5 protein-coding genes are annotated in these 12924 nt (G+C 44.9%); all 5 read left to right on the forward strand.

The features are described from left to right. Window positions 1-68: 68 nt before the first annotated feature. The 5 genes from DVG78_RS14230 (at window position 69) to DVG78_RS14250 (ending at window position 12873) form a co-directional block, all read left to right on the forward strand. Window positions 69-2459 carry an ABC transporter permease gene (locus DVG78_RS14230; protein ID WP_114461730.1) on the forward strand — a complete coding sequence of 797 codons (2391 nt, stop codon included), beginning with the start codon at window positions 69-71 and terminating at the stop codon, window positions 2457-2459. 397 nt (window positions 2460-2856) lie between these two features. Then, complete coding sequence (locus DVG78_RS14235; protein WP_114461731.1) at window positions 2857-5286, forward strand: ABC transporter permease; 2430 nt, start codon at window positions 2857-2859, stop codon at window positions 5284-5286. 79 nt (window positions 5287-5365) lie between these two features. Then, window positions 5366-7783 (forward strand): ABC transporter permease, encoded by a 2418-nt coding sequence (locus tag DVG78_RS14240; RefSeq protein ID WP_114461732.1) that lies wholly within the window; start codon window positions 5366-5368, stop codon window positions 7781-7783. Between the two features lie 113 nt (window positions 7784-7896). Next, window positions 7897-10332 (forward strand): ABC transporter permease, encoded by a 2436-nt coding sequence (locus DVG78_RS14245; RefSeq protein WP_114461733.1) that lies wholly within the window; start codon window positions 7897-7899, stop codon window positions 10330-10332. A 99-nt stretch (window positions 10333-10431) separates the two neighbouring features. Then, entirely contained in the window at window positions 10432-12873 is a 2442-nt protein-coding gene (locus tag DVG78_RS14250; RefSeq protein WP_114461734.1) for an ABC transporter permease, read from the forward strand. Window positions 12874-12924: the final 51 nt, after the last annotated feature.

Genomic DNA, 12924 nt, shown 5'->3' on the forward strand with positions numbered 1-12924 from the left:
AATGTATTTCCGTTTTCCATAACTCCGTTCTCCGTGTTCCATAACTCCGTTTTCCAATCATAAAAAATATGCTGCGCAATTATTTTAAAATCGCACTTCGGAATCTGCTCAAAAACAAGACCTTCAGCTTCATTAACATTGTCGGTTTGGCCATGGGTATGGCCGTAAGCATGTTGATTTTACTGTATGTTTCGCACGAATTGAGCTATGACAGGTTTCATCCCAATGGGAGACGAATTTTTTCTACCTTGGTTCGAATGACATTTGGCGGAAATACGGTTCAATTCAATCAGATATCTAAAAACTTTGGACCTGCCGTTAAACAAGCCAACCCAGAAGTGAAAGATTTTGTACGTATTGCTTCCTCATTTCGAGAGGATGTGATTGTCAAATCTGACGCAAACCATCAATTTTTTGAGCGAGGATTTTACTTCTCTGAGCCTTCTTTGTTCAAGATTTTTGCATTTGATTTTCTGAAAGGCAATGCATCTGCTGCGTTGGCAGAGCCCAATACCGTAGTCATTACCAAAGAAATTGCACAAAAATACTTTGGCAATGAAAACCCGATAGGAAAGACATTGACTTATAACAAAAATGACCTATTGAAAGTAACAGGAGTTATCAAACAACTTCCAACTAACTCCTCGCTTCACTTCGATTTTATTGCTTCACTTCCTACGTTTGAAGGAATCATGAAACGCAATCCCAAGAACCGTTATGAGACAGAGGACGCTGTAGGAACTGGAAGTTATGAAACTTATTTTCTTTTGGATAAGCCTGAATCAAAAGCAAAAGTTGAAAAGGTCATTCCTAAACTCCTGACTGATAAAAAAAGCGAGCTTGAGAGCCATTCCGCGTACTTTTTACTTCCATTGCTAGATACACATTTGGGCAATAACTGGGCAGATTCTTCCAATACCAAATACGTAATGATTTTTCTTTGCATTGCAGGTATTGTGTTGCTATTGGCACTTATCAATTACATGAGTTTGACCACTGCCCGTTCCACCATACGCGCCAAAGAAGTGGGGGTGCGAAAAGTGCTTGGCGCAAATCGGCAAAATCTGGCAGCGCAATTTTACGGAGAATCCATCCTTATGAGCCTGATTTCCTTTGTCTTGGCATTGGTTCTTTTTCAGGTGTTAAAACAATCTTTCTACGGTTTGCTTGATTTGAACATTGATGATTCTTTCGTGACCAGCCCTTTGTTTTTGGCCATTTTGTTGGCGTTAGTTATAATTACCGCACTGATTGCAGGTTCTTATCCAGCGCTGTTGCTGTCAAAATTTTCACCTCTTTCGATTCTGAAAGGAAAGTTATCATCATCCAATCAGGGGGTTGCCTTACGACGAACTTTTATCGTTTTTCAATTTGGAGCCTCTGTTGTTCTAATTATTTTTAGTCTTGTGGTACAACGACAACTGACTTACTTGCAAACCAAAAAGATTGGGATAAACAAAGAGCAGGTATTGGTTATTACGCTATCAAAAGCCGCCCAAAAACATTATGCTGCTTTTCGCCATGACCTAACACAGAGTGCTGGAATTCAACAAATTGGCGCAGCTTCAATGAGTTTGTTTACTGGTGGTTGGAATATGTTTTTTACCAAAACGCCTATCACCCACGAAGATGTGAGTATCAATAACATGACCGTAAATGAAAATTTCTTCTCGCTACTGGGATTAGAATGGAAATACAAACCCGCCAATATGGATGAACTGGCTTTCGGTGATCGCATTTTAATTAATGAAACCGCCATAGGAAAGTTAAAAATTGCCAACAAGCCCATTGGCCAAAAATTAGACTTATTTGACAGTCAGAAAGCTGAGATAGTAGGCGTTTTGAAAGATTTTAATTTTACTTCGCTACAGTCAAAAATTGACGCAATGATGTTCAAAGTGGTCAAAGATACGACGAGTCTAGAAGCACTTTATCTGCGATTAGATCCTAAAATAGATTTTCAGCAGAAAATTGCTTCCCTTGAGAAGAGCTACAAAAAATACGAGTCAGACGCACCATTTGAATATTATTTTTTGGATGAGGCATTCAACAAGCAATACCGCGCCGAACAGCGCATGAGCTATCTTTTTTCAGGATTTACGGGCATTGCCATTTTAATCGCTTGTATGGGGCTTTTTGGGTTAATTACGTTTACAACCGAACAAAAAACCAAAGAGATTGGCGTTCGTAAAGTGTTGGGGGCAAGCGTGGTCAATATTGTTTCGCTGTTGTCCAAAGATTTCCTTCGTTTGGTATTCATTTCCAACGGCATTGCCTTTCCTATCGCCTATTACATCATTCATCAATGGTTGCAGGACTTTGCCTATCAAACCGACATAAGTGCTGATATTTTCATTTTGGCTGGTGTCTTGGCTATTGTCATTGCTCTGCTCACCGTCATATTTCAAGCCACTAAAGCCGCGTTGATGAATCCCGTAACGAGTTTGAAATCAGAATAACTATTCGGAACACAGAATGGGTACGTTCTCCGTTTTCCCGTATTTCCGTTCTCCGTGTTTTATGTTTACGAATCTCTTTGTCCATAAACGAACTAAAAATGTCCGTTTATGGACATTTTTTTACACTGACGATTTTTTTATTTACTGATTACCAAACACTTATGTTTTTGGTACGGATTTGGAAATAAGATTAGAAACCATTTAAAAGAGGTTACTAACAGCCATTTACTACCTCTCACTCGTTATAAAGCATTTTCCGTTTCATACAGCCATGAACGAATTTTGTATTTTAATCAACCCATGCACCCCATCGGGTAATATGTAAACAAAAGCCTGTGAAGGAAAGAATGAATCTTTGTTCTTTCCTTCTTTTTTTCTCGCCCAAACTCCCGAAACCATGCTCCAAAACTACCTCAAAATAGCATTTCGTAACCTATTTCGCCACAAGGTGTACAGCTTTATTAACATCGCTGGGTTGGCCATGGGCATTTCGGCTTTTTTGCTGATACTCCAATACATCAGCCACGAAAAAAGCTTCAATCAGTTTCATACCAATCTGCCAGATATGTACCGGCTGCTCAATGAAGACCCCAAAGGAGTTACATGGGGCGAAGTGGAGCCCGGTTGGGCTTCGCGGGCCAAGCAGCGCTTTCCCGATATTCAATCCTACTGCCGTTTCGCCGACGGCATGGCGCAAGGAATTGTCAAAAAAGAAGGCCCCGCCAACGAATCATTTCGTGAAACGAACATTTCTTACGCCGAAGGCAATTTCTTCTCCTTTTTTAGCTTTCCGCTCAAATCCAGACAGCCTGTTGCACTAGCCAGACCTAACGTAGTTTTTGTGTCGGAAACAAGTGCAAAAAAATACTTTGGAACTGAAAACCCAATGGGCAAAGTGCTCACGTTGTCCAATCAATTTGGAACGATGCCCTTTACTGTCGAGGGCATTTACGCCGACATGCCTTCCAACTCCGACATTCAGTACGACTTGGTCTTCTCATTAGAAACCTTAAAAATTCCCGCCAACTTGGCAGGCAACGATTGGGCCGATACAGAAAATATTGATTCTCAATACATAAACATGTTTTTTCTGCTCAATAAAGGCGTAAATCCTAGCGCGTTTGAAGCCAAATTGACGGCCATGCGCAACGAATTGAGCAAAGAGAATGACGGGGTTCGTTTTCGGTTACAAGCCTTCAAAAACACCCATTTGTCGGCATCGCTCAACGATACGCTTCAAACCTTGGGCAATCTCAAATACGTGTACATGCTCGGAGGAATCGCCTTTTTGATTTTAATCATCGGGTGGTTCAACTACGTTAATCTTTCGACCGCCAATTCGCTCAAACGTGCCAATGAAGTAGGCGTACGGAAAGTTATCGGAGCCACACAGTGGCATTTGGTAAAGCAGTTTTTGGGCGAGTCCATGTTGGTCAACCTATTGGGTTTTGCCTTGGCGCTCGTGCTCGTATCAGCGCTACAACCATTCTTCAATGAATTACTTGACAAACCACTGTCTCTCAAAACATTAGGCTACACCCCCGTTTGGATATGGGGATTGTTCGTCGTATTGTTTGGGTCGTTGGCATCGGGCGCCTATACCGCCTTCGCACTCTCTAATTTCAATCCCATCAAAACGATGAAAGGGCAGCTGAACAAAACCTCCAAAGGGGTTTTTCTCCGCAAATCGCTGGTGGTGGCCCAATTTTCCATTTCGATTACGCTGGTGTTGGCAACGATCGTGATTTACAACCAGTTGAACTTCATGCAAAGTCAGAATCTGGGCATGAACACGCAGCAGTTATTGGTCATTCGCGGGCCTGAAATCGGCAAAGACAGCACCTACGCCGCGCGTAAAAACGCTTTTTGGAACGAATTGACGCAGCAGAGCTTCATAAAAGACTATTGTACATCGGGAACGATTCCCAGTGGTTGGTACAATTTTTCTACGGCTGGCTTTACGCAGCCCAATTCAAAATCGGGCGATGAGTTCAAAGCGTATTCGTTTGCCATCATTGGCGAGCGTTTTCTAAAAACCTACGAAATTGGCCTCAAAGCGGGTCGGAATTTCACCGCCGAAGAATGTAAGGTGGAGTGGAATCAAAACAGTAAGGTTCTGATGAACGAACGCGCCATTCAGCAACTAGGGTTCACCTCTGCCGAGCAGGCGATTCGCACCAAAATCAAATGGGATGAGCGCTACCTCGAAATCATTGGTGTGGTCAAAGACTATCACCATACCAGCTTACAAAAAGCCATTGACCCCATAATTTTTTATCCCCAAAACAACAACGCCTACTTCACCATTCGCTTAACGGCCGACCGGATGCCCGAAAAAATAGCCTCGTTGAATAAACTCTATAAAACGTATTTTACTGGCAATCCGTTTGACTACTTTTTTGTCGATGAGAATTTCAACAAACTCTACGTTTCGGAGCAGCAATACAGCCATATTTTCACCACTGCTTCTTTGTGGGCCATATTTATTGCCTGCTTGGGCCTCTTTGGCTTGGCTACGTTTACGGTAGAGTCGCGCACCAAAGAAATTGGTATCCGCAAAGTACTGGGTGCTTCGGTGGCAAGTATTACGGCGTTATTATCCAAAGACTTTCTGTTGTTGGTGCTGTTGGCCATTTTTATTGCCTCGCCCGTCGCGTATTATTTCATGGACAAATGGTTGCAAGATTTTGCGTACCGCATTTCCATTTCGTGGTGGGTATTTGCGGCGGCGGGTGGTCTGGCTGTACTGATTGCATTTTTAACCGTTGGTTTTCAAAGCATTAAAGCGGCTTTGATGAATCCAGTAAAATCATTGAAATCGGAGTAAAATTGGAACAAGGAGTACGTACGTTTTCCGTGTTCCGCTACTCCGGTTTCCGTGTTTCCTCTTTTCCTACATAAAAATTATGCTACGAAATTACCTCAAAATCGCCTATCGTAACCTTGTCAAAAATAAGGTCTATTCATTTATTAACATCTTCGGCCTAGCCATCGGGATGGCTACATGCCTGGTCATCAGCCTGTTTGTACAGGACGAGCTGAGTTACGACCGTTTCAACGAAAATGCTGACCGAATTGTGCGGGTTGTTTTTAAGGCCAACATCAACGGCGGAAAAATCAACGAATCATTCGTGATGCCTCCCACGGCACAAGCATTAAAAAATGATTATTCGGAGGTGCAAGAGGCCGCCCGGCTGCGTAATTTCGGCACACCAAGGGTAGTTGTAGGCGAAAAACTATTCAACGACGCCCCAATGGCCTACGTTGACGCCAATTTTTTTGACGTATTCACCATTCCTTTTTTGCAAGGAGACCCCAAAACGGCCTTGACTCAACCCAATTGCGTGGTACTTTCCAAGGCTGCGGCTCAAAAGTATTTTGGCAACGAAAACCCCATTGGCAAAGTCATTCATTTCCGAAAAGGCGCCGATGCTCCCGCGTTTAGAGTGACGGGGCTGTTTGATAAAATTCCGTCCAATTCTCATTTTCATTTCGATTTATTGGGTTCAATGGCCTCGGATGACGAGGCAAAATCAACCTCTTGGCTGACTTCCAATTACTTCACCTATTTGCTGTTGGCAGAAGGAACTGACTACAAAAAACTAGAAGCCAAACTACCCGCCACCGTCGAAAAATACATGGGACCGCAAATCCTTCAGGCCATGGGCATGAGCCTGTCGCAGTTTCGCACCAAAGGCAATGAACTTGGTTTGCAATTACAGAAATTGACCGATATTCATTTTTATTCTGAAGGCACCAATGAGTTGGAGGCAAGTGGGGATATAAAATACGTGTATATTTTTGGGGCTATTGCCCTGTTTATGCTCCTTATTGCCTGCATCAACTTCATGAATTTGGCCACGGCGGGGGCTTCCAAACGCGCTCGTGAAGTGGGGGTTCGGAAGGTACTGGGTTCCGTTAAACTTGAATTAGTACGCCAATTCTTGCTCGAATCTATCCTGCTGACGTCGTTTGCGGTGGTACTCTCGATGATTTTGGTCCAAGTGGCGTTGCCTGTTTTCAACGATTTGTCTGGCAAAAACCTACACCTTGACTTCATGGCTAATCCGCTCACGTTGGCAGGACTGCTGGCCTTTGGTCTGGTGGTCGGCGTTTTGGCGGGAAGCTACCCAGCCTTTTTTCTTTCTTCTTTTAAGCCCATTGCGGTATTAAAAGGCCGGTTTACAGGTAGCAAAAAAACCATTGGCCTGCGCAGCGGTTTGGTGGTATTTCAGTTCTGCATTTCGATTTGCCTTATTGTGGGGACAACGGTGGTTTACCAACAGCTTTCGTACATTCAAAACAAAAAACTCGGCTACGATAAAGACCAATTGTTAGTGTTGCAAAACTCCTGGGCGTTGGGTAAAAACGAAGCCATTTTCCGTGAAGAACTCCTAAAAGATTCGCGGGTGGTGAATGTAACAGCCTCACCATATCGACCTGCTGGCCCTACCAACTCCAACAATTCGCTGGCGTATCCCGAAAACAACGAAGCGCAAATCATGCGTACGTTGCAATACGGCATTGACGACCAATACATTCCCACATTGGGCATGAAAATCGTTGAAGGTCGTAACTTCTCGAAAGCGTTTGCTTCCGATTCGGCGGGCATCATCATCAACGAAGCCGCGGCAAAAGCCTTTGGTTGGGGCAACAACGCCGTAGGGCACCACATCACACGTAACAACAGCTTCAAGAAAGTCTATAAAGTCATTGGCGTCGTGCAAGATTTTCACTTTAAATCACTCCACGAGTCCATTTCGCCACTTTTGATGGTCTATGAAAACAACTGGGGACTTATCGTAAAGGTGAAAACCCGCGACGTGTCTGGATTGCTCACCTCTATAAAAACCCGTTGGGCGGCGTTTGGGGTGGATGAGCCGTTTGAGTACGCATTTATGGATGAGCTTTTCTCAAAAACCTACATCGCCGAACAAAAAACAGGTACTATCCTGAGTCTTTTTTCGGGGCTAACCATTTTCATTGCCTGTTTGGGATTGTTTGGCTTAGCCACTTTTACCGCCGAACAACGCACGAAAGAAATCGGCGTGCGCAAAGTGTTGGGGGCCAACGTGGGACAAATCATCGGTTTGTTATCCAAAGATTTTCTGAAACTGATTGTCGTTGCTTGCGTCGTGGCGTTTCCATTGGGCTACTGGGGCATGAATCAATGGTTGCAGGACTTTGCCTACCGTATCGAAATCAGCGCGTGGGTATTTGTACTGGCCGGAATCGCGGCAATTGCCATTGCCTTGCTGACGGTGAGTTTTCAAAGTATTAAAGCCGCGCTGATGAACCCCGTGAAATCATTAAAATCGGAATAATCGTAGGGGCTGCCCTACAACATAACGCAGGAAACATAAGAGTACAGACGCAAATCAGAATTAAGAGGGCAGACGCAAGGCCTGCCCCTACATTTTTAATCACCAAAAAAATCATGCTGACAAACTATTTCAAAATCGCTTGGAGAAACTTGATGAAAAACAAGACTTTCTCATTCATCAACATTGCGGGTTTGGCCATTGGTCTGTGCTGTTTTATGCTGATTGCGCTCTACGTGACCGACGAGCTGAGCTATGACCGTTTTCATGAAAAGGCCGGCCGCATTTACCGCATTCACTCCGCTATACGTTTTGGTGGCACTGATTTAAACCTCGCCGTCACCTCCGACCCGATGGGCGCAACGCTCAAAAAAGACTACCCGCAAGTGGAACAGTTCGTCCGTTTTTATGCGTCGAGCGGCTCAAGGCACATCAAAAAAGGCAATGAGTATATTGTAGAAGAACGGGTAGCCTACGCCGACTCTACGTTATTTGATGTGTTTACGCTGCCAGCCATCGCAGGGAATACCAAAACGGCGCTCGATAACCCCAACACCACCGTCATCAGCGAAAGCGCCGCCCGTAAGTATTTTGGCACAACCAATGTCGTCGGAAAATCAATTGAGGTAGGTCTGGAAGATAAAACGATGTACAACATCACGGCGGTTATTAAGGATATGCCCGTCAATTCACATTTCCATTTTGACTTTATTTTCTCGATGGACAATGTTGATTATCAGTTCGGTAGTTATCTAAGTCACAATTTCCACACGTACCTTTTGCTCCGGGAAGGCACCGATTATAAGGCTTTTGAGAAAAAATTTGACGAATATGTAGTACGGTATATTCTCCCGCAAGCCAAGCAATTTATGCAGGTCGAGACGATGGATGAATTCAAAAAAGCAGGCAACAAACTGGAATACAATCTGATGCCGCTGACCGACATTCACTTACATTCAGATCTTACGGCCGAACTGGGCGTTAACGGCAATATTCAATACGTGTACATTTTTTCGGCAGTGGCGTTGTTTTTGTTGCTCATTGCCTGCATCAATTTTATGAATCTGAGCACCGCCCGCTCCTCCAATCGCGCCAAAGAAGTGGGTATCCGAAAAGTGTTGGGTACCGAACGGCAAACACTCATCGGTCAGTTTATTGCCGAATCTACCCTGACGAGCTACCTAGCATTTGCCTTCGCCCTGCTTATGACGTTTATTTTACTGCCTTATTTCAACGATATTTCGGCCAAGACTTTTTCGGTTTTCTCACTGCTTCAACCTAGTCTTTTGCCCTTTCTGCTTCTGTTGCCTTTTGCGGTCGGACTTTTAGCTGGCTATTACCCTGCCTTTTTCCTGTCATCGTTTCGGCCCATTGAAGTCCTTAAAGGCAAGCTCAATGCGGGTTTTAAGCGCAGCAATCTCCGCAATTTGCTCGTTACGTTTCAGTTTGTAACATCAATGGTGTTGGTCATCGGGACCATTATTGTTTACCAACAACTCAACTATATCCAAACTAAAAAACTGGGTTTTGACAAAGACCAAGTACTCATCATCAATGGCACAGGCGCCTTGGCCACCAACGCTGAAGTTTTCAAAAATGAAATAGCCCAAATAGCGGGCGTAAAAAGTGCTTCGTTTGCGGGTTTTCTACCCGTTGCGGGTTCTTCTCGCAACGATAACACGTTTTCTAAAGAGGCCGTGATGGACATGAAAAACGGCTTTAATATGCAGGTTTGGAGGGTAGATTATGAGTATGTACCTACGCTGGGCATGGAAATCATCAAAGGCCGAAACTTCTCAAAATCATTCGGTTCAGATTCTTCCGCCGTGATTATCAACGAAACCACCGCCAAACTACTGGGCTATGACGAGCCTATCGGCAAAAAAATCTATACTTCAAGTGGCCCGTCTGCTGGTCTGGATATGGTGTACGAAATCGTGGGGGTAGTGAAAAACTTTCATTACGAATCGCTCCGCCAAACGGTCGGGCCTTTGTGCATGCGTTTGGGCAACAACAGTTGGTCGGCGGCCTTCAAAATCAACACCAACGACGTGCCAGGATTGGTGAGTAAAGTGGAGGCCAAATGGAAAAAAATGGCCCCTGATATGCCCTTCAGCTACCAATTTTTAGACCAATCATTTGACCAAATGTACCGCGCCGAGCAGCGCGTGGGCAAGGTAGCCCTCACCTTTGCTATTCTGACGATTTTGATTGCCTGCTTGGGACTTTTTGGGCTGGTTACGTACATGGCCGAGCAACGCACCAAAGAAATCGGCATCCGCAAAGTATTGGGAGCGAGTGTGCCCAACATCGTGAGTCTGCTCTCTGGGGAATTTCTGGTACTGGTCGTCATTGCGGTCGTTATTGCTTCACCCATCGCTTATTTTGCCATGCGCCAATGGCTGACGGAGTTTGCGTACCGCATCGAAATTTCGTGGTGGATGTTTCTCCTTGCGGGAGTTTTAGCAGTGGTCATTTCCCTATTGACCGTCAGTTTTCAAGCCATCAAGGCCGCGTTGATGAATCCAGTAAGGTCGCTGAAATCGGAATAAAATTTGGAGAAAGGAATAAAATTGGAACACGGAGAACGTACGTTTTCTTTACTCCGTGTTCCGTTTTTTCCCTGTCCCAATAGACAAAACCTAAAACCCATGTTCAAAAACTACTTCAAAATCGCGCTTCGTAATCTGTTGAAAAACAAGACGAATACGTTCATCAACGTTACGGGTCTTTCCATCGGCATGACCTGCTGTATGCTGATTGTGCTGTACGTGGCCGACGAACTGAATTTTGACCATTTTTGGCCGCAGGGCAAGCGCATTTATCGCATGGCATTGGAACGCAAATACCCCGACCGCAGCACCAAATACGCCATCATACCAGCATCTTACGCGCAGTCGGTTCGCAAGGAAATTCCCGAAATAGAGCAATCGATTCGAGTCTTCAATTTTAACGGAGAAGGCGCCACACTGCTACGTCATAACAACAAAACCCTCGAAGAGCGCGCTTTTCTTTTTGCCGATTCAGCCTTTTTTCAAGTATTCCAAATTCCTCTGATCGAAGGCGCACCGACCAAAGTACTATCTCGGCCCAATACGGTCGTGCTAACCCAACGCACCGCACGACGTTTATTCGGCACAGTGAGTCCCATCGGCAAATTCGTCGAGCTCGTGCAGGGACCGAAACTGGAAATCTCTGGTGTTTGCGAAGATGTGCCAACCAATGCGCATTTTACCTTTGATTTTCTGGCTTCTACGGTCAACTTACAACCCGCCGACCAAATTAACCACATTAGTTTTTCAGCCCATACGTATCTGTTATTGAAACCGCATACGCAGGCCGCCGCCGTGGAAGCGAAGTTTCCAAAGGTCGTCGAAAAATACGCCGCTGGTGAAGTGGAGCGCAATTTTGGGGTTTCGTACAAAGATTACGTAAAAGCAGGAAACGGCTATTTCTATTTCCTACAACCCATCCGCGACATTCACCTTGACTCCAACATAGAAGCAGAACTACAACCCAACGGTAGCCGCACGCTGGTTTATTTATTTTCGGTCATCGCGCTGTTTATTTTGCTGATTGCCTGCATCAATTTCATGAATTTGGCCACAGCGCGGTCATCCGAGCGCGCCCGCGAAGTAGGTATTCGCAAAGCCATGGGCTCCACGAAAGGGCAGTTGGCCGCACAGTTTTTGACCGAATCGGTTTTGCTAAGCCTGTTCAGTTTTTTGGTTTCCGTTGGATTGGTAGCATTGTTTCTTCCTTCTTTCAACAATCTGGCAGGTAAGCAATTGGCTATCAGCTATTTTCTCAATTGGTCTTTATTCCCATTCTTACCAGCATTGGCCATTTTTGTGGGTTTGTTGGCGGGAAGTTATCCAGCGGGCGTACTTTCAGCGTTTGAGCCTATTAAGGTGTTGAAAGGCAAATTTTTATCTACTCGTCAAGGCTATCTGCTGCGCAATGGTCTGGTGGTTTTTCAATTTTCCATCTCCATCATTCTCATTATTGGCACCATCATCGTGTACAGTCAGTTGAATTTTTTGCAGGAAAAAGAACTCGGTTTTACCAAAGAATCCATCATCAAACTACAAGGCGTTGGTTTTCTTGGGAACAAAACCGAGACCTTTAAGCGGGAATTGGAGCAGATTTCAGGGATAGAAAGCGTAGGAGGAACCTCGTCAACCCCTGGCGAAAAACAAGGCTTTTTCGGAATTACCTTCCGCAAAAATGGCGACAACGAAAGCGTGACGGGACGCGGCACACTCGTTGATGAGCAATACCTGCAAACCATGCGCATGACCATGCTGGCCGGCAGAGCGTTTGAGCGTACATTCAACGACTCCGTATCGGTCATTCTCAACGAAGAGGCTGTCACTAAACTAGGCCTAACCGACCCCATAGGCAAGCAAATCATCAGTCCCGACAATTTTGCGCAACAGGACGGCCCACCCGTTTTTTATACGATAGTGGGGGTGGTTAAAAACTTCCATTTCAGTTCATTGCACGAAAAAATCGTCCCTTTGTTTATCCTTAACGACCGCTTAATCCGGCGATTTAACAACGAAATCGTGGTACGGGTCAAGTCGCAAGACCCCAAGCCGTTGGTCGGTCAAATAGAAAACATTTGGAAACGATACCAACCCGACCAACCGTTTCATTATTCCTTTTTAGATTCCGATTGGAATGCACTGTACCAGTCGGAGCAGGTGTCGCAACGTATTTTCGGAGTGTTTTCGTTGTTGGCCATTTTCATTGCCTGCATGGGTTTGCTGGGCTTGGCTATCTACGTGATTCAGCAGCGCACCAAAGAAATCGGTATTCGAAAAGTGCTGGGCGCTTCGGTATTGAGTATCACAACGCTGCTCTCCAAAGATTTCATCAAGTTGGTACTGATTGCGATAGTCATCGCTTCTCCCATTGCGTGGTACGCCGTGGATAGATGGCTGCAAAACTTTGCCTACCGCATCGACATCGAGTGGTGGGTATTTGTGACGGCGGGGGTGTTGTCAATGGCAATCGCCGTTTTGACCGTGAGTTTTCAGAGTATCAAAGCCGCGTTGATGAATCCTGTAAAATCATTAAAATCAGAATAGCCGCCTAAAACCTCCCCCAAATCGTGGGATTTTAGCGCAACTTAAACACGC

This window comes from Runella aurantiaca, assembly GCF_003339505.1.
Classification (GTDB): domain Bacteria; phylum Bacteroidota; class Bacteroidia; order Cytophagales; family Spirosomataceae; genus Runella; species Runella aurantiaca.

Bases quoted from the DNA above. Each gene is read 5' to 3' on its own strand.
- DVG78_RS14235 (WP_114461731.1), top strand. From the start codon at position 2,857: ATGCTCCAAAACTACCTCAAAATAGCATTTCGTAACCTATTTCGCCAC.
- DVG78_RS14240 (WP_114461732.1), top strand. From the start codon at position 5,366: ATGCTACGAAATTACCTCAAAATCGCCTATCGTAACCTTGTCAAAAAT.
- DVG78_RS14250 (WP_114461734.1), top strand. From the start codon at position 10,432: ATGTTCAAAAACTACTTCAAAATCGCGCTTCGTAATCTGTTGAAAAAC.
- DVG78_RS14245 (WP_114461733.1), top strand. From the start codon at position 7,897: ATGCTGACAAACTATTTCAAAATCGCTTGGAGAAACTTGATGAAAAAC.
- DVG78_RS14230 (WP_114461730.1), top strand. From the start codon at position 69: ATGCTGCGCAATTATTTTAAAATCGCACTTCGGAATCTGCTCAAAAAC.